General features: G+C 42.2%; 22 protein-coding genes. 9 read left to right on the plus strand and 13 right to left on the minus strand.

Going from position 1 to position 23,230, the window contains the following annotated elements:
* Positions 1–39 precede the first annotated feature (39 nt).
* Entirely contained in the window at positions 40–723 is a 684-nt protein-coding gene (locus FTT78_RS10885) for an MBL fold metallo-hydrolase (protein ID WP_136144181.1), read from the minus strand.
* A 193-nt stretch (positions 724–916) separates the two neighbouring features.
* Between FTT78_RS10885 and FTT78_RS10890 the strand changes: the two genes are divergently transcribed.
* On the plus strand, positions 917–2,254 hold the full coding sequence (locus FTT78_RS10890) for a sigma-54-dependent Fis family transcriptional regulator (RefSeq protein WP_096902278.1): 1,338 nt from the start codon (positions 917–919) through the stop codon (positions 2,252–2,254).
* On the opposite strand, the gene FTT78_RS10895 is transcribed toward FTT78_RS10890, so the two are convergent.
* The 5 genes from FTT78_RS10895 to FTT78_RS10915 form a co-directional block, all read right to left on the minus strand.
* A complete protein-coding gene (locus FTT78_RS10895) occupies positions 2,249–3,082 on the minus strand; it encodes an SDR family oxidoreductase (protein ID WP_096902277.1) in 834 nt (277 codons plus the stop codon). The genes FTT78_RS10890 and FTT78_RS10895 overlap by 6 nt on opposite strands.
* Positions 3,083–3,122: 40 nt before the next feature.
* Positions 3,123–3,977: a TauD/TfdA family dioxygenase gene (locus FTT78_RS10900; protein ID WP_180044269.1), complete on the minus strand. Its 855-nt coding sequence runs from the start codon at positions 3,975–3,977 to the stop codon at positions 3,123–3,125.
* The gene (locus FTT78_RS10905) at positions 3,931–5,622 is read right to left on the minus strand and encodes an AMP-binding protein (protein ID WP_180044267.1); all 1,692 of its coding nucleotides are present in this window, start codon (positions 5,620–5,622) and stop codon (positions 3,931–3,933) included. Before FTT78_RS10905 ends, FTT78_RS10900 begins: the two co-directional genes overlap by 47 nt.
* Before the next feature lie 28 nt (positions 5,623–5,650).
* Positions 5,651–6,445, minus strand: coding sequence for a thermostable hemolysin (locus FTT78_RS10910; protein ID WP_180044265.1), 795 nt, complete (start codon positions 6,443–6,445; stop codon positions 5,651–5,653).
* A 220-nt stretch (positions 6,446–6,665) separates the two neighbouring features.
* Entirely contained in the window at positions 6,666–7,163 is a 498-nt protein-coding gene (locus FTT78_RS10915) for a thioesterase family protein (RefSeq protein WP_096902274.1), read from the minus strand.
* Between the two features lie 120 nt (positions 7,164–7,283).
* Here FTT78_RS10915 and hemB point away from each other — a divergent pair, with 120 nt between their 5' ends.
* Positions 7,284–8,297: a porphobilinogen synthase gene (gene hemB / locus FTT78_RS10920; protein WP_004975342.1), complete on the plus strand. Its 1,014-nt coding sequence runs from the start codon at positions 7,284–7,286 to the stop codon at positions 8,295–8,297.
* A gap of 13 nt (positions 8,298–8,310) precedes the next feature.
* Positions 8,311–9,429, plus strand: a complete 1,119-nt coding sequence (gene thiO, locus FTT78_RS10925) for a glycine oxidase ThiO (protein ID WP_180044264.1) — start codon at positions 8,311–8,313, stop codon at positions 9,427–9,429.
* A 20-nt stretch (positions 9,430–9,449) separates the two neighbouring features.
* Here thiO and FTT78_RS10930 read toward each other — a convergent pair whose 3' ends face one another.
* On the minus strand, positions 9,450–10,367 hold the full coding sequence (locus FTT78_RS10930; protein WP_180044262.1) for a TIGR01777 family oxidoreductase: 918 nt from the start codon (positions 10,365–10,367) through the stop codon (positions 9,450–9,452).
* Between the two features lie 136 nt (positions 10,368–10,503).
* On the minus strand, positions 10,504–10,950 hold the full coding sequence (locus FTT78_RS10935) for an ABZJ_00895 family protein (RefSeq protein ID WP_004975337.1): 447 nt from the start codon (positions 10,948–10,950) through the stop codon (positions 10,504–10,506).
* A gap of 481 nt (positions 10,951–11,431) precedes the next feature.
* On the opposite strand from FTT78_RS10935, the gene FTT78_RS10940 reads away from it, so the two are divergent.
* The 3 genes from FTT78_RS10940 to FTT78_RS10950 all read left to right on the plus strand — a co-directional run bounded on the left by FTT78_RS10940 (position 11,432) and on the right by FTT78_RS10950 (position 16,718).
* Positions 11,432–12,682 carry an exonuclease SbcCD subunit D C-terminal domain-containing protein gene (locus FTT78_RS10940; RefSeq protein WP_154320420.1) on the plus strand — a complete coding sequence of 417 codons (1,251 nt, stop codon included), beginning with the start codon at positions 11,432–11,434 and terminating at the stop codon, positions 12,680–12,682.
* Positions 12,683–12,691: 9 nt separating this feature from the next.
* Positions 12,692–16,303 carry an AAA family ATPase gene (locus tag FTT78_RS10945; protein WP_180044260.1) on the plus strand — a complete coding sequence of 1,204 codons (3,612 nt, stop codon included), beginning with the start codon at positions 12,692–12,694 and terminating at the stop codon, positions 16,301–16,303.
* A 139-nt stretch (positions 16,304–16,442) separates the two neighbouring features.
* A complete protein-coding gene (locus FTT78_RS10950; RefSeq protein WP_004975329.1) occupies positions 16,443–16,718 on the plus strand; it encodes a hypothetical protein in 276 nt (91 codons plus the stop codon).
* 360 nt (positions 16,719–17,078) lie between these two features.
* Here the strand turns inward: FTT78_RS10950 and FTT78_RS10955 are convergent, their stop codons facing one another.
* Positions 17,079–17,768, minus strand: a complete 690-nt coding sequence (locus FTT78_RS10955; protein ID WP_180044258.1) for a YggS family pyridoxal phosphate-dependent enzyme — start codon at positions 17,766–17,768, stop codon at positions 17,079–17,081.
* Between the two features lie 124 nt (positions 17,769–17,892).
* On the opposite strand from FTT78_RS10955, the gene FTT78_RS10960 reads away from it, so the two are divergent.
* Both FTT78_RS10960 and FTT78_RS10965 read left to right on the plus strand, forming a co-directional pair.
* Positions 17,893–18,930 (plus strand): type IV pilus twitching motility protein PilT, encoded by a 1,038-nt coding sequence (locus tag FTT78_RS10960; protein WP_004975327.1) that lies wholly within the window; start codon positions 17,893–17,895, stop codon positions 18,928–18,930.
* 21 nt (positions 18,931–18,951) lie between these two features.
* Positions 18,952–20,070, plus strand: coding sequence for a PilT/PilU family type 4a pilus ATPase (locus FTT78_RS10965; protein WP_104852406.1), 1,119 nt, complete (start codon positions 18,952–18,954; stop codon positions 20,068–20,070).
* 72 nt (positions 20,071–20,142) lie between these two features.
* On the opposite strand, the gene fur is transcribed toward FTT78_RS10965, so the two are convergent.
* The gene (gene fur / locus FTT78_RS10970) at positions 20,143–20,580 is read right to left on the minus strand and encodes a ferric iron uptake transcriptional regulator (RefSeq protein WP_004975325.1); all 438 of its coding nucleotides are present in this window, start codon (positions 20,578–20,580) and stop codon (positions 20,143–20,145) included.
* Between the two features lie 118 nt (positions 20,581–20,698).
* Here fur and FTT78_RS10975 point away from each other — a divergent pair, with 118 nt between their 5' ends.
* Positions 20,699–21,097 carry an outer membrane protein assembly factor BamE gene (locus tag FTT78_RS10975; protein ID WP_004975323.1) on the plus strand — a complete coding sequence of 133 codons (399 nt, stop codon included), beginning with the start codon at positions 20,699–20,701 and terminating at the stop codon, positions 21,095–21,097.
* A 56-nt stretch (positions 21,098–21,153) separates the two neighbouring features.
* On the opposite strand, the gene FTT78_RS10980 is transcribed toward FTT78_RS10975, so the two are convergent.
* From FTT78_RS10980 to FTT78_RS10990, 3 genes are all read right to left on the minus strand, one after another.
* The gene (locus tag FTT78_RS10980; RefSeq protein WP_180044256.1) at positions 21,154–21,474 is read right to left on the minus strand and encodes an RnfH family protein; all 321 of its coding nucleotides are present in this window, start codon (positions 21,472–21,474) and stop codon (positions 21,154–21,156) included.
* Positions 21,471–22,556 (minus strand): hypothetical protein, encoded by a 1,086-nt coding sequence (locus FTT78_RS10985; protein ID WP_180044254.1) that lies wholly within the window; start codon positions 22,554–22,556, stop codon positions 21,471–21,473. The genes FTT78_RS10980 and FTT78_RS10985 overlap by 4 nt, the downstream gene beginning before the upstream one ends.
* 145 nt (positions 22,557–22,701) lie before the next feature.
* A complete protein-coding gene (locus tag FTT78_RS10990; protein WP_096902263.1) occupies positions 22,702–23,157 on the minus strand; it encodes a bacteriohemerythrin in 456 nt (151 codons plus the stop codon).
* Positions 23,158–23,230 lie beyond the last annotated feature (73 nt).

Consider the following 23,230-nt stretch of genomic DNA (forward strand, 5'->3'; position numbering starts at 1 on the left):
TTTCCCCCTATTCCATCACTATGTTGTGCTGTGCAAACATCACTTGCCACAAACTTTGTTGGCAGGCAAAGCCACATCAATATGTTTTGGATAAGGCAGGTTTAAATTCTGCATGAGGGTAATAAATTCCGCTTTGGTGCGCCCTTGTCCTAAACGCGAGTTATTGCGTTTTTCCTGCCCAACGGTAGAAGACACACGCCCTTTGTAGTCATGCCCTGGGTACACCAAAGTGTCATCAGGTAAGCTAAAAATTTGTAGATGAATGCTGTCATATAAAGTCGCTGGGTTGCCTTCCTGAAAGTCAGTACGACCACAACCATCAATTAACAACGCATCGCCAGTGAATACCATGCCATTGACCACATAGCTGGTACAGGCGTTGGTATGACCCGGGGTATAACGTGCTTCAATCAATAATTCACCCACACGAATGGCGCTGCCATCGGTAATGAAAATATCGCCACACACCACACCTGAATTACGATGTAATACAGTTTTACAACCAAAACGTGTTCTGAGTTCGTTGGCAGCAGTAATATGGTCAGCGTGTACGTGCGTATCTAAGCTATACACCAATTGCAAATCATGCTGTTCTAGAAAAGCAGCATATTGCTCAACCTCTGAAATTACAGGGTCAATCAGCACCGCTTCACGGGTTTGTTCAGATGCCAATAAGTAAGTATAGGTCGAGCTGTCAGCTTCAAAAAATTGATGAAAGATCATGAGATAGATACTGAGTTTTATATTTTGTTATTCTTAATTTTGCAAATATAGTGCCAACTTAATCTCTTTTAAATATATTAATAAAATACAATATATTAAGAGATATTGTTTAATTTAGATCATCCTCCATGTTTCACATCTGTTGCATTTTGTGTTTCAATTGAATCAATAATGAAACAAAAGATGAAACATCATGAATGCGATACATGACTTTGAACAACAAGCCAGTCTTGAAAGCTTTTTGTTTCATTTACAACAACTTTGTCCAGACAGTTTGCTCTATGTTTATGACGACATTGCTCAAACATGGATTTATGAATATGCACAAGATGCTTCTGTTTCTGCAGCTACGGGTAAAACATTAAAAAACCAATTATTGAAATTAAAACTACAATCACAATCAGCATCACAACCACAGACAGGTCTGCTGCAACTCCCGAATAGTGCTAAGGCATGGCACTACCACAGCTTAAATATTCGTGTCCATACAGCCGATTTCACAGGATGTTTATTCTTTCTGCAGCCTAGCGTTGCAACAGTGTCATCACAAACACTCACCCCATCTGCCCAAGCACAAAATAGTTTGGCGGAGTTTTTCCATAGTGATTCGCCACAAATGCAGCATATGTATTCCATTATTGAACGGGTAGCGATTACTGAGTTTCCTGTTTTGGTGCGTGGTGAATCTGGTAGTGGTAAAGAGTTGGTGGCGCAAGCAGTACATGCACGCAGCCAACGGCATGCACAAGTCTTTATTGCGATTAACTGCGCGGCTTTAAATGCCAATATTTTAGAAAGTGAATTGTTTGGGCATGTGAAAGGTGCATTTACAGGGGCAATTCGTGAGCATAAAGGTGTGTTTGAACGTGCTGCAGGTGGTACTTTATTTTTAGATGAAATTGCAGAAATTCCACTGGAACTGCAAGCCAAATTATTGCGAGTATTAGAAACGGGCGAATTCACCCCTTTGGGCGGTGAAAAAGCGATTAAATCGAATGTCAGAATTATTACCGCAACCCATCGCGCTTTACGTGAAGAAGCGCGTTTAGGCAGATTTCGCCAAGATTTACTTTATCGTTTACGGGTGATTCCAATTTTTGTGCCACCACTACGTGAACGTAAACAAGATATCCCTAAAATTGCAGCATTTATTTTGCAACAACAAGCCCAGTTTCAGGTCACGCCACATTTGACCGAGCAAGCACTGAAGGTATTAATCAATTACGACTGGCCGGGCAACGTGCGTGAATTAAAGAATACCTTGCTGTATGCATTGACCATGTCAGCAGGTAAAACGGAAATTGATCAACACGATTTACCCGATGAAATTGTGCATGCTAGTTTGAAACTCGCCACAGCTACCCCAACGCCACAACCTATTGAGCTGCCCATCAAAACCAACAATAAAGTAGATAAAGACACACTGCAGGATTTACTGGAAAAATATCAGGGGCAAACTGAATTGGTGGCACAAGCCTTGGGCATTAGCCGAACCACCTTATGGCGTTATCGAAAAAAATATCATTTATGAGGCGGAAGTTTGCTGAATAAAGGACGCTTTGCTTTGATCTGCATATTCATAAATGGTGTCTAAATCTTTTTGAATGGCAGCTGCGACTCGGCTAGGCATCAACTGATTCAGTTTGACAAAGACTTTTTCAGGATAACCGACCTGATAGGATTGACGGTCTGTTTGTAAAAATTGATACAGTTCTTGTGCCACAAATTCAGGTGAATCCACTTTTGTACCCATTTTGATATTCATTTCAATCACATCGGGATTGTTCATACTGGTATTGGTCGCGCGTGGGGAGAAATATCTAAAACGAATGGCAGTCTGACAATACTCTCGCGCCAACGCTTCAGTTGCACCACGCAAGGCAAACTTACTGGCGCAATAACTCACATAGCCAGGATAGCCGATGCTGCCAAAAGTCGAGCCAATATTGATGATCTGACTCGGCTGACTGTCCGACATATATGGAATCACATCCTGAATCAGTTGCAGCGGATAAGCCACATTGACCAACATCATTTGCTCAATGGTATCCTGTGATTGCTGCGCAAACAGACGAAAATCATTCATGCCTGCATTGTTAATATAGTAATGAATCGGCTGTTTTAATGCGGCAAGTGCCTGAATAAAATCATGACGACTGCTGGCATCAATTAAATCACAACGCAGACTGTGTAATTGCAACTGAGGATACTGCTGCGCCAGACTTTGCTCTAGTTGTTGCAAGGTGTCTTGCTTACGCCCAACCAAAATTAAGTTTAAGCCTTTTTCAGCAAAATGATGCGCAATCGCATGACCAATCCCGCCTGTTGCCCCGAAAATCACCGCAGTTAAATTTGACATAAAAGATACTCTCAATTTTAAGATATTCGATACAACTCAATTATAAAAATGCAGGATTCAGTCCCAAGCCCATACAAATATAGAGTTTACGATCTTCTAATGGCACCAATATTTCACGTCTGCCATGCATAAAGCGCTTGTTATCAATGAGCACCACATCACCATCTTGCCAGTCAATTTCTGAGGTTTCACGCTCGCATCGCTCTGCCAATTCTTCCAATAATTCTGCTTGGATTTCGCTGCCATCGGCAAAGTAAAAACGCTGCTTTTCGTAATTATAAGAAGGCCCCAACAAGGTGTTGGCAAAGGCAGGCACAGCTTTTAAATTGTCATGGCGAATCATCGGCATGCTTAAATCGTACTGTACGCCTTCATCATGCGCAGGGCGAATCCGTTGTCTAGGAATCATCTCAATAAAATGAGCGAGTTCCTGCTGCCCGACCTGTACGGCATCGGCAATATTGAGTGCTGTCGCCACATACTTTTGCCACATCGCTTTGGGTAAGTAACGGCTGATGGTCATCGGTTCAGCAAATTTCTGCTTCAGTGTGTCAGGCAGTTTTTGCCATACCTCATGTCCATCACATAAAGTAGTCTGCGAACCACGCGAAGCACTTTTTTCACTAAAAAAAGCAATAATATCAGGCGGCATTGGGGTTGAACCATTTTCTATATGCAGTCCCATTGCCTGCGTACCTGCATCTACTTTTTGCGATTGTCGGGTCACATTTTCACGTGCAGGGTCATAGGTCAGCTTTTGGCAAATATTGCTCATCAGCCCACTAAACGCATTCACATCATAATGTTCATTTCTAAGTAAAACCCAACCGTGCTCCACCAAACGATGTTTAATTTGTTGTGGGGAATGTTTGAATTGCTGTTGTGCAATATTCATGTGATTTCTCTCTATCTCTATTGATGACTGACAGGTTGATGTCTATCTGTGAAACATCTCCAAGATCAGCCATTAAATACGTTGTAGGATGTGCCAAAGCTGTCTGATACTGTTGCTGAATGACTGCTCTACGCAATTTTCCGTTATCGGTTAACATCTGATTATTTAAAGAAAAAGGTTGTTCAGCACGGCACCAGTGTTTAATTTGGGCATAATCAGGCATACGGGTATTGGCACGATAAATCGCGGCTGCCAATTGCGCATCTGAACGATGTTCCTCGGCATAAATCACTGCAGATAATGACGGCTGCGCTTCACCAAACACGGCAATCTGTTGAATTTCAGGCTCACTCAAACTGTTCGATTCAACCCATTCTGGTGAAATATTGCGCCCAAAACTGCTGACAATAATTTGCTTGATACGCCCCGTGATATATAAATAGCCATCTTCATCAAAATAACCTGCATCGCCTGTGTGAATATCGGCTGATACCGCATCCTGCTCACGCCCAAGTTCATGCATATATCCCAACATGGCATTGCCCTTGACCACCACTTCTTGATTGGCAGCAATTTCGACTTGAACATGCGGTAATACGCGGCCAACACTGCCAATTCTGCGAGCTTCAGGCAGGTTTAAACTCACGACCGATGCACATTCAGACAGACCATAACCTTCATAAACAGGTAAATTGAATTGCTGACACTGCTTGAGTAAATCTGCAGACACCTTGACACCACCCACGGCAATAAACTGCAAAGTGCGCAAGCCCAAATCGCCTTGTTGATGGATATATTCCACAATCGCTTTGAGCATTTGCGGCAATAAAATCACGCTTTCAATGCGATATTGCTGCACGGCATCGACAAAGCGTGAAACATCAAACTCATAGTTGGACAGCAAACCGAACTGGCTGACTTCACCCACCACCACTGCACGTCCCATGTGAAAAGGCACATACACGCCTGCGATATTTTCAAGCAATGTTGCAAATGGAATTAGACACAAATGCCGCCCAAGCTGGCTACTTTGTAATGCCTGACTTAAAGAGTGTGTAATTGAATTGATGGTGGCTTCTGCCAAACACACACTTTTGGGTGTACCTGTACTGCCCGAGGTATAAGTAATTTTTGTAGGCTGCTCAGCAGAATTTGGGGATAAATGCGGTTGTGCTGTTTCAACGCTTAGACGAAACAACTGCCCTTGATATAAATCTGATGGTGGCAAAACCTGTGCCTGAACTGCATCAATCATCTCCAACAAAGCTTCTGGAATAGCAGTATTTCCAATAGCCGAGTTAACATTGGACGGAGTATCGCTTTGTGCAGTATCCGTCAAAATACACAGCAACTCCGCTTGGCTGTCTTGCAGTAAATGTTGCACTTGTGCAGCAGTAAAAAATAAAGGCACAGGAATGACTGTCATTGCAGCTTTACGTGCGGCTAAATCGACCACAATCCAATCGGCCTGATTCACACCCCACAACGCCAAACGCTGTACTTGATAAGTTGCCAATTCTGCACTGAGCAACTCAACCCGTTGCTGTAATGTGGCATAACTCAGTGTGGTTTGTGCCGTCACAATTGCTTCACGCTCAGGGTCTGTTTGGGCATAGTGATTCAGGTTTTCAAATAACTCATTCATCTTTCAATTTCCGCCTTTCTGCATGACCTTAGGCATAAAAACAATATTGCTGTTGCGTGACCGCCAACGCTGCTGCAACGTCAATCGCCAGTACATAAGGCTTCTGTTGGTAATAACTGCCCCATTGATGCTGTGCATCGCCCAAGGCTTCGGGGTTGGCTTTTTCTAGTACCTGAAAATGCAAACCCATTTGCTGTAACACATAGCGCACTGCTGCTGTTCCTGTGCAAACTGCCCACGACACATTGTTCTGCGATAAGTGAAAGACCAAAAAAGCCACCATCAATTTGGCTTTGCTCATGTCTTGCGCTGCCAAGTTGCCAATTTCAACAATCTGCGCGCGCGTTACAGGCACTTGGCTCAATTGGGTTAAAATGGTTTCAATGGGTGCACCTAAATACTGTTCCAAAAAGGCTTGGTTTGCGCCCAATGGTTGCATGCCAATCACCACTTGCATGTCGTGGTTTACATAGCCTGCAAACAAGGTATCTGAAAAAGTATTTATGGATGCCTGATGGACTTTTTGGTATTTATCTCGAATAAAATGCTCTAATGCCAAGCGTTGTTCGCTAGCATCTCGGGTCACAGTTGTCACATTTAAATGTTGTGCTGTTGTGTGTGCTTGAATCACCGAGGCATAGCTGTGTAATACATCTAAATGTGGCTGTTCTAGGTTCAACTGTTTTGGGTTCGTTTGTGGTTTATACGGCTGCGCTACAGATGCATACCCGCTGAATTGTTTTTTATTTTTTTGCTGATGAAAATTCGCATCCAGAAAATGCGTTTGACTGGATGATTGAGCATCAAAATTAAATTTGATCATGTGCATCACATTGGATAGAAAATAACTCAATGCTCAAGATAGAAATCTAAACTTAAAGAAAACTTAAGTCGCTACAAACTGTCACAATTCATAAAGTTGTTTATGCACACAAAAAAGGAGCTGATCACTCAACTCCTTATATGTCTAAAACAATAAACTAATCAAAATAAACAGTCATCCAATTAGGCAAAACACAATTGTTCGCGCCCTACCTTAGATTTTAATAGGCATAAGACGCAATTGCCGTTGCAATTGGTTTATCTTCATCATTGACCATCGTCATGCGCATGGTGCAGCCTTTACGCCCTAAACGTAAAGTTTCCGCACGGGCAATAAAATACTTACCGCGTCCCGGTGCTAAGTAATCCACCCGCATATCTACGGTAGCCAAACGGGTGACTTTTTTTATGGTATCGGGCAAGTCGTCAGGTTCAGTTCTTTTATATAACTCACCCATCGCCACAATACCGCCCACACTGTCCAAAATGGTTGCAGCAACACCACCATGTAAAATTTGGAAAGCCACGTTGCCCACCATATACGGTTGCATCTCAATATAGGCTTCAATTTGACCATCGACCACACGCATGCTCATGCCATTGTGTTGAAAAAATGGCGATCCATTAAATGCATTGACCAATTGTCTTAGCACGACATCAATATCGACTTTCGCGCCTAAATGTATATTCCCAGTCCAATTTTTCTCTGCATTACTCATAACGTGCCCAAAAGTCCAAACAACTCAATTTACCAACAATAAAAACAGCCAATGTATGCCCAAATGAAATTTAAGGGGCTACAATAGTCGTCTAGTTTAATACTGATCAGTGAGATTTTTATGACCTATACGTTCAATCGTCCTGCATTTCCTGCCACTCGTATGCGTCGTATCCGTAAAAATGATCAATTACGCGCCATGGTTCGCGAAACTCACTTAACCACAGATCACTTGATTTATCCTGTATTTGTTTTACCGGGACAAAATCAAACCCAAGATATTCCAAGCATGCCCAATATTCAGCGTTTATCGGCAGACTTATTACTCAAAAAAGCCGAGCGTTTAATGCAGCTGGGTGTGTCTAAACTGGCATTGTTTCCAGTCACGCCACAAGAAGATAAAAGCCTGACCGCAGAAGCAGCATGGCGTGAAGATGGCTTGGTGCAAAACACACTACGCCTGCTGAAAAAAGAATTGCCAGAGATGGTACTTATTACCGATGGCGCACTCGACCCGTACACCACTCATGGTCAAGATGGCATTATTGATGACACAGGCTATGTCCTGAATGATGAAACGGTTGAATGTCTAATTAAACAGGCTTTAAGTCATGCCGAAGCGGGTGCAGATGTGGTTGCGCCAAGTGACATGATGGATGGCCGTATTGGTGCGATTCGTCAGGCGTTGGAAAGCAACGGGCATATCTATACCTCTATCATGGCTTATTCAGCCAAATATGCCTCTAGCTTTTACGGTCCTTTCCGTGATGCAGTCGGTTCTGCCAGCAACCTAAAAGGCGGCAACAAATACAATTATCAAATGGATATTGGCAACCGTGCCGAAGCCTTGCATGAAATTGCACTGGATATTCAAGAAGGTGCAGACATGGTGATTGTAAAACCAGGCATGCCTTATTTAGACATTGTACGTGAAGTGAAAGATAACTTTGGTGTGCCAACCTTTGTCTATCAAGTGAGTGGTGAATACGCCATGCTTGCTGCCGCGATTCAAAATGGCTGGTTGTCGGACAGTGTGATTATTGAATCGCTAATGAGTTGCCGCCGTGCAGGTGCAGATGGTATTTGGACATATTTTGCCGAAGAAGCAGCACTCAAACTTAAAGATATGGCATAAACAGGCGACTTTCATGCACATCGCAATCATTGGTGCAGGCATCAGCGGTTTGTTGTCTGCACTCGAACTGGTAGAGCAGGGCTGCTCTATCAGTATTTTTGATCAACAACAAGCAGCACAAGCGGCATCATGGGCAGGTGGTGGAATTCTTTCTCCCATGTATCCGTGGCGTTATCCTCAAGCGGTCAATGACTTAGCCCAATTTGCCAAACCGCAGTACCAAGCATGGAATGAAAAACTCAAACCCATTACAGGCATTGATTTTGAAATCCATGAAACAGGCATGTTGATTTTTGATGAAGATGATTTTGAGATTGGTTTAAATTATGCCGAACGTCATCATGAACCGATGCAGCAAGCTGAATATCTGAATCGGGAACAGCTCGAACAAATTAACCCGCATATCCATCCCAAATTTAAACAAGCCCTGTATTTCTCACAACTTGCCAATGTGCGCAATCCGCGTTTATTACAATCGCTCACGCAATATTTGAAACAACATCCGCGCGTGCGATTTTTTGAACACTGCCCAATTCAGCAATTTCAGATCACTGAAGATCGTATTCAAGCCATTCAATCTGCCGATGGTCGCTTGCATCGTGCAGATCATATCGTGCTTGCGACAGGTGCATGGTCACAGCACTGGGCGGCACAACTGGGTTTAGAGATTCCTGTACAGCCTGTACAAGGGCAAATTGTGTTATTTAAAACCCCTGCACAATGGTTGCCAAGCATGTGCATGAACAAGGTGATGTACTTGATTCCACGTCAAGATGGGCATGTGCTATGCGGTTCCAGTATGCGTCACGTTGGTTTTGACACCACACCAAACCCGCAAACCCAACAAGATATTTTAACGGCTTGTTTTGAAATGATGCCTGAATTGGCACAGTTCCCCATTGTGAAACAATGGGCTGGTTTACGTCCAGGCTCGCCTACAGGTGTGCCGTATATCGGCAAAGTGCCAAGCCTAAATAATGTATGGATGAATTTCGGACACTTCCGTAATGGCTTATGTATGGGCACTGCTTCAGCGCAGTTATTAAGACAGCTCATGCTTGGGCAAGAAACGATTGTTGATCCTGCCGCTTATGATCCAAAGCAGTTACAGCCCACCTCAATCTGTGCATAACACTCAGCAGCATCCTCTGTTTAAGTAGAGGATGATGCACCCAGACAAGCCGCTAGCGCCTGTTCAAGTTTTGGATATTGAAAGCAATAGCCTGCTTGTTCTAACGCTTGTGGTTTAACATATTGCCCATTCAGCACCAATTGCGATTGCTCGCCCAATAACCAACGCAAGACAAAAGCAGGTAACACCAAAAATGGACGACGTTTTAAAAGCCGAGCTGCGGTTTCGGCAAAGTCTTGCTGACTGGTTTTTTCAGGTGCAACCACATTCAAAATTTTGGCGTCTACAGGTTGCGTCATTAACCAGTGAATGACCTGTAAAACATCTTGTATATGCACCCATGCAACAGGCTGCCGTCCATGCCCAATCCGCCCGACGGCATTTAAACGAATTGGTAATAACATTTGCGGTAAAATGCCACCACCGCGCCCAAACACCACGCCCAAGCGCATAATTTTAGTATTTTGCTGGCTAAAGCTTAAAGCAGCTTGTTCCCATTGCTGACACAGTTGCGACATAAAAATATCTTGTGCTGCACTGTGTTCGGTACATACTGCTGACCATTGTTCCTGCGGGTCAATTCCGTAATACCCCACTGCCGAGCCTGAAATAATACACTTGGGGAAAATACGGCGCTTTTCAAGATATTGATATAAGTACAGTGTGGTCTGAACTCGACTATCGAGCAATTTTTGTTTGCGTTCTGCTGTCCATCTGCCCTGTCCAATACTTTCTCCCGCCAAATTAATCACATAATCAATTTGGTCGGTGTCGAGTTCATCTAACTGCTGAATCCAGCGTAATTGTGGATGTTTGGATACTCGATTGGGCTGTCGGGTTAGCCCCACCACCCGATAATCCTGTTGCAATAAAAATGGCAACAATTGTGAACCAATAAAACCACTTGCCCCTGTTACCAGTACCAAAGGTTTATGCATCTTCCAATCTCAGCATGATGAAAAATATAGTTTTAGCTATACGTGATTTAGACTGAATGTTCAAGTCTAAGCAAATCATCATCACATAACTGATCATGTATATTTGAAGAAAATCAGATATTAACAACTTCTTTTATCAGCCAAACATTTTAACTGCCATACGCTGTGCCTGTTTACCATAAAACCAATAGGTCAGCAGATACAATGGAATTGCGATCAACAAGAACATGATCACCACCACACTCATAAATTGTGGCTGTTGCAAATACTGTAAAAAATCTTGCCAAATGCTTGGGTTTTGGCGAGAAAATATCGCCAAACCTAATAATAAAAACGCCAAGTTATAGCCCCAAAAAATCAGGCTAAATCCTAAAGTAAATGTCTTGCGTTCCTTGTCATTCGGCGCACGGCGTTGTTGTTTTAAAAACTTATACAGCACTAAAATCATGGCAACCAAATAAGGCACCGCAGTTAAAATCCCGCCTACACCCGCAGGTAATAATGCAGCCAATACGCCACAAATACAGGTCATCACAAAGCAATACAAGAAAAACCAGATAAAATAACGGCTTAGCGATACCATAAAGATGACTCAGACAAAAGATTCAGCCTAGTATAAAAAAAATTGATTTTTTTTTCATGAAATTGTCAACCGAATACAAAAGCCTGACGTTATATAGGCTACAAGGTCACAACAACCGTTAATGTGTATGGCATCCACAATATTTTCGGTGACCTGACTAAAGCAATAAATCGCATACAGTCATGCTTTGAACATCAGCCAAAGCTTTACTGTATCGCAAGTTTTTCTTTGACCGACGATTTCATCATCACTCGAATCGTCGGTCTTTATTTTTTAAGGTCTTTTTTTAGCCTTTCTAACATCAGTATTTTAACTCTCTATATTTTTCTATACAGACCACGACAGATTTTACTTTCCCTTCTCTTTAAAATCTCTGCGACCTAAATTGTCGCTTTAAAAGCAGAAAACTGGTTTTTTGCCGCAGTGTTGCGCTCAGTTATGTTAAGTTATCCCATAATTCAACATCAAGATTGGAACACGCATGGCTGTTCATTTTTTACATACGTCTGATTGGCATTTGGGGCAATTTTTCCATCACCATGAACGTGAATATGAACATACTGAATTTTTAAATTGGCTCTTAACTCAAATTAAAAGCAAACAGCCGAATGCCCTGCTCATAGCAGGCGATATTTTTGATGTGGTCAATCCTGCTTCGAGCGCTCAGAAACAACTCTATCAATTCCTTACCGATGCGCATGTGCTTGCTCCACACATGCAAACCTTAATGATTGCAGGCAATCATGACTCTGGGTATCGCATTGAGCAAGTTGAACCCTTTTTAGACCGCTTCAACGCCAAAGCTGTGGGCGTGATTGGTAAAACAGCCGAGCAAAAATTAGATTTAGATAAACTCCTAGTGCCTATTTATGACGCTGCGCAAAATATTGTGGCATGGTGTCTGACCCTGCCCTATTTACGCAGTGCAGAAATTACAGGTTTAAATGAACATAGCAGTGACAATCAATCTGCGGTTGCTTACTTACATCAACAACTGATTGCAGAAGCCAAAGCCCGTAAACAACCCGATCAAGCCCTGATTTTAATGTCACATGCACACATGCAAGGTGGCGAAACTTCCGACTCAGAACGCCCAATTGTAGTGGGGAATGAAGAAGCCTTATCGACTGCGCTGTTTGATGAGGTGATTGACTATGTCGCACTCGGACACTTACACAAACCGCAACAGGTCGGACAGCCACACATTCGCTATAGCGGCTCACCCATCCCTTTATCATTTAGCGAGCTGAATTATAAACACCAAGTCCTTGAAGTTAGGATTGATCCATTACAGGCAGATGCACAGCGTTTCCAATATGAAAGCTTGCTTATTCCACGTACGGTAGAGCTGCTTCGGATTCGCTGTGAACTTTCTGAATTAATCACCGAACTGAATAAATTGCCAAAAGATGAAATTGCAGAAGTTTGCGCACGGCATTTTTTAGAAATTGAATATATCAGCGATGCCCCGCCACCCATTGATTTACGCCAACAAATTGAACAAGCACTGCCTGCCAACCGCTATCGTTTACTGCGCATTGCACGACGCTTTCAAAACTGTGAAAACTCGAACGTGCAACAATCAAAAATTGATTTAGAGCCGCCTACGCCTGAAAAATTATTTTTAGATTTATGGGAAAAAATGGGCTATCAACCTGACCCAGAAGTGAGCCAAGATTTTTTACAGCTTTTGGCCGAAGCCCAACAAGAACTTGATCAGAATAAAGCTTAAGGATTTGCCATGAAAATTTTACGTTTAAGTTTAAATAATTTGGCATCTTTGGCAGGCACGCATGTCATCAATTTTGAAGATGAGCCACTGGCACAGGCAGGTTTAATTGCAATTACGGGCAAAACTGGTGCAGGCAAATCGACTTTGCTGGATGCCATGTGTTTGGCACTTTATGACGAAATTCCACGTTTGAGAGGTGCTACAGGCAGTCTGACCGATACCGCAGGCAAAGAAATTTCCTTAAAAGACTCTAAACATATTTTACGTCGTGGTACGACTTCTGGCTTTGCAGAACTTGAATTTATCGCGCTCGATCAAAAACGCTATTCGGCACGTTGGCAAATTCGCCGTGCACATAACAAAGTGGATGGAAACTTAAAAGTTGAACGTGCCATTACCTGCCTAGATGAGCAACGGGTTTTAAATCAAAGAATTTCTGAAGCTACGCCAATTGTAGAGCAGTTGATTGGCCTTAGTTTTGAGCAATTCACACGCGCAGTATTATTGGCACAATCGGAAGTTGGGGCATTTTTAAAAGCCAAAGACCATGAACGGGCAGATTTACTTGAATATTTAACCAATTCGCAAATTTTTACCGAAGTCAGCAAACGTGCAGCCGTTAAATTTAGTGAAATTAAACAAAAGCGAACAGATCTTGAAAATGTCATGGGGCATGTGGTGCTCCTCAGCGATGAAGCACTAAAAGACTTAGAAACCCAACAACATGACCTAAGTCAACAATTAGCTTTGCTGACCCAAACCGAAAAACTGTATGAAAATGATGTGAAATGGCACAAAGATTGCCATGAACTCTATGCCAGCACCCAAGCTAAAAAAGAAATATATGATGTTCAAGTCGATGCCGATCTTAAACTCGCCTCTCAAAAACAATTGCTCAAACATTTAGATGAATTTCAAACCATCCGCGAGCAATTTGTCTTGCGTCAGCAAGCAGATACCGAGCTAAAAAATCTGAATCAGCAGCTTTTGAAATTTGAACCAAACTTGCAACAAGCGGAATACGCACAACAGCAAGCGATTAGTCAGCAACAGCAAGCGGAAAAAGACCTTCAGGCATGGCAGCAGCATGTTGAACAATTGAAACCACAACTTGAAATTGCGGCACAGTTACAACATGAAATTTCTAGCAAACTTCAACAATATACCGCTTTGGATGCTGCACAAAAATTATTTGCAGAGCAGCAAATTCAGCCTGTGCAAAATAATTTGAAGCAACTGACGACTCAACTTGCAACCGAGCAACAACAACAGCAACATTTACAACAGCAATTCAAACAGACTGCGGCATGGGCAAATTTTGATGATAATTTAGCCCTTACGTTGCAACGTCTGCAAGATTATTTGCAGCTTGAACAGCAACTACGTCAGCAAAACCCTACGCTGTTCCAATCTGCATTAGATACTTTAATTGAGCAACAACAACATACACAGCAACAACTGTTGGTTTGGGAAAAACAATATCAACATCCTGAACAACTTGAGCAGCAACTCACGGCAGAGCAACAGCAATTACAACATGCTTTAAAGAGTGTGCATGTTTTAGAGCGCTTGCAACAGGCACTTGAACAATGGCAACAACAGACCACCCTATTTGAGCAGTTACAACAGCGTCAGCAAGAAACTTTAAGTCTGCAACAGCAGACACAGACTCAAATTCAAACCCAACAGCAGCAAGTGCAAATTACTGAACAAGCCTTGCAACAATTACAGCAGATCTTTGAACAGCAGCGTTTATTGCAGCATCAAAGTGTGCAGGATTTACGTGCCCAATTAAAACCGAATGAAGCCTGTATGGTCTGCGGCAGCCATGAACATCCGTTTATTCAGCATGAAAATTTACTCAGTGACGCTTTAAACCAATTGCAGGATCAGCAATTGCAGCAGGCCAAAACTGAATTTGAGCATGCGCAAAAACAGCTACAACAATTGGAGCGTGCTCGCAGTCAATACGATGCAACTTATCATCAACAACAACAACGCAGTCTTGAACTGCAACAGCAACTTGAACAACAACAGACATTGGTGCAACAGCTTGCAACATCCTTATCTTTAGATTTGGATGCAGCGCTGCCTGTTGCAAAGCAAATTGAACACGTACAGCAACATTGGGCAACAACACATCAATCCACTCAACACTTGCAGCAGAGTATTCAACAAGCAAACGATACCCTGAAACAATGGCGCAATGCTGCACAGCAGGCAGAACAACTCAAATATGCTATTCAACAACGCCAAGACCTCGCTCAGCGTTTACAGCCTATTTTGTCGCTTTTAGATGCAGAACAAAGACACGCTTGGCTCAATCAACCGATTGAATACTATCAAAATGCCTTACAACAGTTAGAGCAACGTCATCACTTGCAGCAGCAGCAAGTTCAACTGAGCAAAACGATTGAACAACTGACTCAACAACAGCAGCAAGTGCAAGAAAAGTTGCTATTTTTACAACAGCAACATGCAGAGAAAACCCTACAACTGCAGCAGATTAAAACTGCAGGAAGTGAGCTGCGTGATCAAATTAAGCAGCTTACAAGAACTCATGCGGGATGTGAATATCAGACCTATCAAGAATGGCAGCAGGCTTTAGATCAGCAACAACAGCAACTCAATCTTGCACTTAGCACACAACGAACTGTACTTAATCAAGCAGAACAGGTGTTAAAAGACTTACAACTGCAAAAACATGGTTTGGATAGTAGAATTCAACAGCGCATGCAGCAACACACTGAATGTCAGCAACACATTGCAACGTGGCAAGCGACACACACGCATTTTCAAGCCAGCATCATTGATAAATGTTTACAGATTTCTTATGCCGAACATCAGCAAATACGCAACATGCTGCAGCAACAACAAAACAGTTTGGAGAGTGCTAAAACGGCTTGGCAAACATTGGAAGAGCAATATCAAAAACACTTAAAGCAACAGCCACAACTGAGTTTTGACGAGGTCACCACGCAACTGGCAGCGCTGCAAACAGACAAAGCCAAACAACAGCAAAACTATAATGAGATTGAGGCACAGCTACGCCTGAATAGCACCAATCAAGGGATTTTTGCTACCTATCAAACTCAAATTGAAAATATCAAAGCTGAAGAATATCGTTGGGGACGTATTTACGATTTAATTGGGCATAAAGAAGGGACAAAATTTAAGAAAATTGCCCAAGAACATCACTTGGATATTTTGGTGGAATACGCCAATCAGCAATTGCTACCACTGAGTTCGCGTTATCAATTGCATCGTATTCCAGACAGTTTGGGGTTAGCGATTATTGATTTAGACATGAACAGTGAAATTCGCCCTGTTCTGTCTTTATCGGGTGGCGAAACCTTTTTGGTTTCTTTAGCTTTGGCACTGGCAATTGCCAATATGGCATCTGGCTCAATGAAACTGGAATCGCTATTTATTGATGAAGGCTTTGGCACTCTCGACCCGACTTCCTTGCACATGGTGATGAATGCCTTAGACCATCTGCAAAGTCAGGGACGTAAAGTGGTGCTGATTTCGCATATTCAGGAAATGCACGAACGAATTCCTGTGCAAATTCAAGTCAAACCAGTGGGTGCAGGGGCAAGTGAAATCAATGTGGTGGGTTAAAGCCAATACTGCCTAAAATCTGAAGATTATTTGTCGATTGAAGAATTATTGAGATGACTGTGAGATTTCAGATTTTAGGCTTCCATGAAGTTGTATTGAATTTATTTTAAAATCACACACACTTTAAGTACTTAATTTTATGGATATAAAAACGATTATTCTCTTTGCTGTATTGCCCAGTTTAAGTATTATTTTTCTCACATGGTTAATACGTTTCCCTAAACCTTGGGTTTTTAAAGCGGTTTTAATTTTTGAAATCATTCTCACCGTCTGCACTTTAGTCATTGAGTTGGATGCAAGAAAAACACCTGGAAATAGCGGTTGGACCATCATTTTCACAGGCTTCTTTCAGTTCTGTTTTTTGCTATTTTTACTGATTGCCCGTATTCGAATCTGGATAGAAAATAAATCTTGAATGTCTACTTCACCTATTTACTGGACGGGAGTGGCGCTTTCTAAAAATAGTGAAGGTTATTAAAAATAATCTACACAAGCCAAAACTTTGACAGCTTTACAGCATACATAACTAAAAAAGCCTCGACATCCTGTCGAGGCTTTCTAGATTCAGTTTTTGGTATAACTCCTGTCGTACCAAGCACTTCCGTGTTGTTCTATTTCTTATTCTTCTTATTTAGGAAACTCCCTGATTCCCGATAAGTTCATATTAAGAAAATCCAACCTTCAGCACTAGCCGCAAAATTCCGCATTTCATGTCAGCCAAAACGTACAAGATAATGTTTGCAAAATCTTGGCAGATTCTTTGTTCATCTAGCAATTAAGCCTTGGAATAGTCACGTGCGCCAAACAATGCTGTACCAATCCGTACCATAGTTGAACCTGCTGCAATTGCGGCATTTAAATCGCCCGACATCCCCATACTCAAAGTATCCCAATCTTCAGGTTGTGCATGTTGTGCTTTCACTGCATCAAACAATTGTTTGGCATCTTGAAAAGCTTGAGGATGATCAGGTGCAGGAATCACCATCAAACCGCGTAGTTTTAAATGCGGTAATTGGCTGATCTGTCGGACTAATTCTGCAACTTCGCTCGGCTGACAACCATCCTTCGTGTCTTGCGCATCAATATTTACTTGTAAACAAATATTCAGGGACACTTGTTGAGCATCGCGCTGATTCGATAAACGCTCGGCAATAATCAAACGATCTACCCCATGCACCCATGCAAATTTTTCTGCCAAATGTTTGGTTTTATTGCGCTGCACATGCCCAATAAAGTGCCATTCAATTTCTAAATCACTCAGGGCCTGCATTTTATCCAAAGCTTCTTGCAAATAATTTTCGCCAAAAGCGCGCTGCCCTGTCACATACATTTCACGCAAGGCTTCACTCGGATGAGTCTTAGATACTGCCAACAATTGCACCGTATTTGGCTCGCGCTGTGCCAACTGGCATGCCTGTTGAATTTGTTGCAAAACCTGAGTGCGCATAAGCTGCAGATTATTCATTGATGCATTTCTCATTTCATTCATCTTTTTTTACCTTGTCCAGCAACTAACAGTTGGTTAAGCTGATGGAAAGCCGTATTATTCTATCAAAATAATTAAGATTTAATTGATCTCGGGGACTTTCATGGATATTACAGAATTATTGGCGTTCTCCGCTAAAAACGGCGCTTCGGATTTACACTTATCTGCGGGCATGCCACCACTGATTCGTGTGGATGGTGAAATTCGTCGAATTAACTTACCAGCATTAGAACATAAAGAAGTACACAAATTAGTGTACGACATTATGAATGATAAACAACGTCGTGATTATGAAGAAAATCTAGAAACGGACTTTTCTTTTGAAGTCCCAGGCGTGGCTCGTTTCCGTGTGAACGCATTTAACCAAAACCGTGGTGCAGGTGCAGTATTCCGTACCATTCCTTCTAAAGTTTTGACCCTTGAAGATTTAGGCATGGGACAAATCTTTAAAGATATTTGTGAATATCCACGTGGTTTGGTATTGGTGACAGGCCCAACAGGTTCAGGTAAATCAACCACACTTGCCGCGATGATTGACTTTATTAATGACAATCGCTACGACCATATTCTGACCGTCGAAGACCCAATCGAATTTGTACACCAATCTAAAAAATGTTTGGTTAACCAACGAGAAGTACACCGTGATACGCATGGCTTTAACGAAGCATTACGTTCGGCACTGCGTGAAGACCCTGACATTATTCTAGTTGGTGAGATGCGTGACTTAGAAACCATTCGTTTGGCACTGACTGCTGCTGAAACGGGTCACTTGGTATTTGGTACGCTACACACCACCTCTGCAGCAAAAACCATTGACCGTGTGATTGACGTATTCCCTGCCGAAGAAAAAGACATGGTACGTGCCATGTTGTCTGAATCTTTACAAGCCGTCATTTCACAATCCCTGCTCAAGAAAAATGGTGGTGGTCGTGTAGCTGCGCATGAAATCATGATTGGTATTCCTGCAGTGCGTAACCTGATTCGTGAAAACAAAGTAGCTCAAATGTACTCGGCAATTCAGACTGGTGCCAACTACGGTATGACCACCCTTGACCAGAGTTTGAAAAACTTGGTATCGCGCGGTGTGATTAGCCCACAAACGGCTCGTACGGTTGCAAAACAGCCTGAATCATTCTTATAAGTTTAAAATTCGAGATACGCGATGGACTTTAATGATTTACTGAATTTAATGATTCAGCAAAAAGCGTCTGACTTGTTTATTACAGCCGATGTTGAACCTTCCATGAAAATTCATGGACAAATTGTGCCTGTAGCCAAAAGTAAACTTACAGGTGAAATTGTCGGTCAGCTGCTTAACTCAATTATGAGTGAAAAACAGCGCAAGGAATTTGCCGAAACCCGTGAATGTAACTTTGCGATTACCAACCGTGAAAAAACAGCACGTTTCCGTGTCAGCGCATTCCAACAACGTGATGAGCCGGGCATGGTACTCCGTCGGATTGAAACCAAAATCCCGACCATGGATGACTTGAAACTGCCACCTATTCTCAAAGATTTGGCGATGACCAAACGTGGCATCATCATTTTTGTAGGTGCGACAGGTACAGGTAAATCGACCTCTTTAGCGTCTATTATTGGTTACCGCAACCAAAATTCCAAAGGTCATATCATTACCATTGAAGACCCGATTGAATTTGTGCATGAACATGCAGGCTGTATTATTACCCAGCGTGAAGTCGGGATTGATACCGACTCCTTTGAAATCGCATTAAAAAATACCTTGCGTCAAGCGCCTGATGTAATTCTGATTGGTGAGATTCGTTCCCGCGAAACCATGGATTATGCAATTGCCTTTGCCGAAACAGGTCACTTGGTATTTGCCACCCTACACGCCAACAACGCTAACCAAGCAATTGACCGTATTATTCACTTCTTTGAAGCAGACCGTCATAACCAGTTGTTCATGGATTTGTCGCTAAACCTGAAAGCAATTGTGGCACAGCAGTTAATTCCAACCATTGATGGCAACTCACGTCGTGCTGCGATTGAAATTTTAATTAACTCACCACTGATTGCAGATTTAATCCGTAAAGGTGATGTGCACGAAATTAAAGACCTGATGAAGCGTTCACGTGAGTTGGGTATGCAAACCTTTGACCAAGCGTTATACGATCTTTATAAAGCCAAACAAATTAGCTACAAAGATGCACTTAAACACGCCGACTCGCCAAACGATTTGCGTCTACAAATCAAACTTGCAGAAGAAGGTGGCGAGCGCTTGTTACATGCAACTTCGAATATTACCTTCGATGGGCAATAACATCACAACAACGCTTAAACACAAACAAAATAGGCTTCCATACGGAAGCCTATTTTTTATGCTTACAGCAAATTATTTCTTGCGTAAGGCTTCACGACATTCTGGCGCATCACAATAACCATATAAATTCAGCGAGTGCCCTGTGAGCTCAAAACCAAATTTTTCAGCTACATCATGCTGTTCTTTTTCAATGGTATCGTTAATAAATTCAACCACTTTGCTACAGTTCAAGCAAACCAAGTGGTCGTGGTGATCTTCCTGCATAATTTCAAACACAGAATGATTGTTCTCAAAATTATGACGCTCAATAATGCCTGCAGCTTCAAACTGTGTTAACACACGATACACAGTTGCTAAACCCACATCTTCACCCTGATCGAGTAAAGTTTTGTAGATATCTTCTGCACTTAAATGATGTTGTTTTGAATTTTCTAATAATTCTAAGATTTTAATTCGTGGAAGGGTAACTTTAAGTCCAGCTTTGCGTAATTCTTGATTTGAAATAGGCATGAAAAAAGGTCTCTCAACAAAATTAAAGTTGGAATATGCAACAAAGTTAAGATGCAGTATGATCTAACACTGGATCAAGATCAAATGCATCATAATTAATTTGGGATAGTGTAGCAAAATGCAAAAAATCATGTTGACGTTATTGGTCACTTCACTGCTCGCAGGCTGTTCGACCTTGGGCGTTTATAAAGTCGATATTCCACAGGGTACACCTTTAACCCAAGCTCAAGCGTCTAAAGTCCAAGTCGGTATGAGTCATCAACAAGTCCGCTTTTTGCTGGGCAGTCCTACCATCGCCGACCCGATGAATCCATTACGTTGGGACTACATTTACAACTATATCCCAGGAACTTATGCTAAAAAAGCCAAGATCCCTGCCGCGCATGGTCAGCATTTGAAAATCTTTTTCAATCAAAATGGTATTGTAGAAAAAGTTGAAGGATTGGAAACGATTCCAGAATCTCAACCAGGCCTACCAGGATCGAAAGAAGCGATTCTCAACGCGCCACCACTATAGCCGCTTTAGAATAAAAAGAAACCCCTCACTGAAATTCATCTGAGGGGTTTTTTAAATCATTGCAATTGTCTCAAGCGATTGCTTTTGGCATAACGCCCTACTGGGTTCTTTGCGGCACGTTTACGACGAATATCTTTCGGGTTAATGGTCAAAGCACGATAAATCTCAACCCGATCACCTGCTTGTAATACATACTGCGGCTCAACCCGCACACCAAAAATACCCAGCATCAACGGTTCAGGCAAAGTCGTCGCTGTCATAAGTCCACTTTGCTGAATTGCATCCAGTACAGTCATACCCTGCTGAAATGCGACTGCCACATGCCATTGTTGTTCTGGTGTGGCATACGCCACCCAAACCTGCGCCACTTGAATCATGCGATCCACTGTCCAATTAACGCCACCATCGCCACTACGATAGATACAGGTAACACCACACGTACCGCAATACGCCAAATGTTATAAAAGGCTTCACTGCTAAAGTTCATGGCTTTACGCAAATGGCTGATTTTCATAATCCAGCCTGCAAAAATTGCGTAAATCAAACAAATAACTAAGCCCCAAAGCAATAAGGCAAAATTAAATACAGGACCAATGGCAGGAATTGCCCAAACCAAAGTTGCTGCAATCAATACAACCCACTGAATCGCAACCGCCATTTGACGTTGTGCCAATTGTTCACGTGCCAATTGCAATAGAACCGCTGCTGCTGCAACAGTTGCCACCACCAAAGCCAACGCTGGAATTTGTGCTTGCACGGCAAAGAATGCAAAAGCAACGACTGCCAATAGCTGAGCAATCCAAATTGGCAATACCGTTGAAGTTGCTGCAGATTGTTGCTGTACTTGCGGCAAACTAGTTTGCCAGTACAAGCCCATGCCTAAACCACTGGCCACCAAAGCCAAAACGGTTGCACTGCCCCATTCGCTAAACTCAATTGAGGTGACTTGCCATGCAGGGAGTTCTGAACCCATCACCATTGCTAAAACCAAAGCCGCCACAACAGCAACAGCGGTACATAGCAATAAAATTTGACGCGGCACTAATGACAATGCCAGTGCGAAAATAGCCACAATCACAAACAAGACATGACTAGCCAAGTCTGCAGCGGCATATTGATTTAAAATTTGCGCAGCATTAGACAACAAACCGCCTGCTAAAAATGGAATGAACACCACTGCAAGCCAGCCCACCAAACGCCATTTTTGAGAAGCATCGGCATCACGGGTTAAACTTAAAAGTGCTTGTAATGCTGTCGTTTTTGAGCGTTTGGCTAAGGCAATTTCCAAATAAGTAATCGGTAATGCCAAAATCAGCATAGTTGCTAGCCACAACAACCAAAAGTCGAGCTGACGCTCAACCTGAATACCTGTCATTGGTGCGAGTGTGGCAATAATAATGAATGATAAACCAAATGCCATCAGCGGCGATAACCATCGTGACATAGCATTGTCCTGCATGACGCTGTCCTAATAAAAATCTACGGCTATTTTGCCTTTGTCATCAAGGAAAAGCAAAACCTCAAAAAAGAAAAAGCAAACTATCGTTAGATAGCTTGCTGCGCAAATTTATAATTTTTATTCTTTCATTTTTATGGCTTCAGACTTATGAGAAGAAACGAGCGAACCAGCCTTTACCTTTCTTCTTCTCATTTTCCTTAATAATACCCATCATATTCTCTTTCACTGCACCGACATAATCGGCGTCATCGTGTTGAATATGATTAATTAACCATTTTGATAAGACTTCATGCAATTCGCCTTCAATGGATTGTCCCATTTCAAAACGATCGCGATAAGACTCAATTTTTTTAATGAATAAATCATGCACACGTTTATGTGGTACGCGGTATTTATAACCCGCTTCTTCTTGTAATGATTCTTCAAACGTAAAATGCGACTGGGTGTAATCAATAATATTATTTAAAATCTGCTTTACACGTGCTCGATCTGTACCATCGCTAATTTCAACAATTTCATTAATATAATCGAGGATACGTTTATGCTGATCGTCAATCACATCGATACCAGTGTTGTATTCTGGAACCCATTTCATCTTCATACGACCACCTTACAGAAATAAATGATTAATCACATTGCGGAATGGTAGCCGTATTTCCCATAAATAAAAATGA

The organism is Acinetobacter sp. YH01011 (assembly GCF_013420785.1).
Taxonomy (GTDB): Bacteria; Pseudomonadota; Gammaproteobacteria; order Pseudomonadales; family Moraxellaceae; genus Acinetobacter; species Acinetobacter towneri.

Bases quoted from the DNA above. Each gene is read 5' to 3' on its own strand.
- FTT78_RS10960 (WP_004975327.1), top strand. From the start codon at position 17,893: ATGGATATTACAGAATTATTGGCGTTCTCCGCTAAAAACGGCGCTTCG.
- FTT78_RS10930 (WP_180044262.1), bottom strand. From the start codon at position 10,367: ATGCATAAACCTTTGGTACTGGTAACAGGGGCAAGTGGTTTTATTGGT.
- FTT78_RS10950 (WP_004975329.1), top strand. From the start codon at position 16,443: ATGGATATAAAAACGATTATTCTCTTTGCTGTATTGCCCAGTTTAAGT.
- FTT78_RS10910 (WP_180044265.1), bottom strand. From the start codon at position 6,445: ATGATCAAATTTAATTTTGATGCTCAATCATCCAGTCAAACGCATTTT.
- FTT78_RS10890 (WP_096902278.1), top strand. From the start codon at position 917: ATGAATGCGATACATGACTTTGAACAACAAGCCAGTCTTGAAAGCTTT.
- hemB (WP_004975342.1), top strand. From the start codon at position 7,284: ATGACCTATACGTTCAATCGTCCTGCATTTCCTGCCACTCGTATGCGT.
- FTT78_RS10940 (WP_154320420.1), top strand. From the start codon at position 11,432: ATGGCTGTTCATTTTTTACATACGTCTGATTGGCATTTGGGGCAATTT.
- FTT78_RS10985 (WP_180044254.1), bottom strand. From the start codon at position 22,556: ATGCAGGACAATGCTATGTCACGATGGTTATCGCCGCTGATGGCATTT.
- FTT78_RS10885 (WP_136144181.1), bottom strand. From the start codon at position 723: ATGATCTTTCATCAATTTTTTGAAGCTGACAGCTCGACCTATACTTAC.
- FTT78_RS10965 (WP_104852406.1), top strand. From the start codon at position 18,952: ATGGACTTTAATGATTTACTGAATTTAATGATTCAGCAAAAAGCGTCT.
- FTT78_RS10990 (WP_096902263.1), bottom strand. From the start codon at position 23,157: ATGAAGATGAAATGGGTTCCAGAATACAACACTGGTATCGATGTGATT.
- FTT78_RS10905 (WP_180044267.1), bottom strand. From the start codon at position 5,622: ATGAATGAGTTATTTGAAAACCTGAATCACTATGCCCAAACAGACCCT.
- FTT78_RS10975 (WP_004975323.1), top strand. From the start codon at position 20,699: ATGCAAAAAATCATGTTGACGTTATTGGTCACTTCACTGCTCGCAGGC.
- FTT78_RS10895 (WP_096902277.1), bottom strand. From the start codon at position 3,082: ATGTCAAATTTAACTGCGGTGATTTTCGGGGCAACAGGCGGGATTGGT.
- FTT78_RS10980 (WP_180044256.1), bottom strand. From the start codon at position 21,474: ATGATTCAAGTGGCGCAGGTTTGGGTGGCGTATGCCACACCAGAACAA.
- fur (WP_004975325.1), bottom strand. From the start codon at position 20,580: ATGCCTATTTCAAATCAAGAATTACGCAAAGCTGGACTTAAAGTTACC.
- FTT78_RS10900 (WP_180044269.1), bottom strand. From the start codon at position 3,977: ATGAATATTGCACAACAGCAATTCAAACATTCCCCACAACAAATTAAA.
- FTT78_RS10935 (WP_004975337.1), bottom strand. From the start codon at position 10,950: ATGGTATCGCTAAGCCGTTATTTTATCTGGTTTTTCTTGTATTGCTTT.
- FTT78_RS10955 (WP_180044258.1), bottom strand. From the start codon at position 17,768: ATGAATAATCTGCAGCTTATGCGCACTCAGGTTTTGCAACAAATTCAA.
- FTT78_RS10945 (WP_180044260.1), top strand. From the start codon at position 12,692: ATGAAAATTTTACGTTTAAGTTTAAATAATTTGGCATCTTTGGCAGGC.
- thiO (WP_180044264.1), top strand. From the start codon at position 8,311: ATGCACATCGCAATCATTGGTGCAGGCATCAGCGGTTTGTTGTCTGCA.
- FTT78_RS10915 (WP_096902274.1), bottom strand. From the start codon at position 7,163: ATGAGTAATGCAGAGAAAAATTGGACTGGGAATATACATTTAGGCGCG.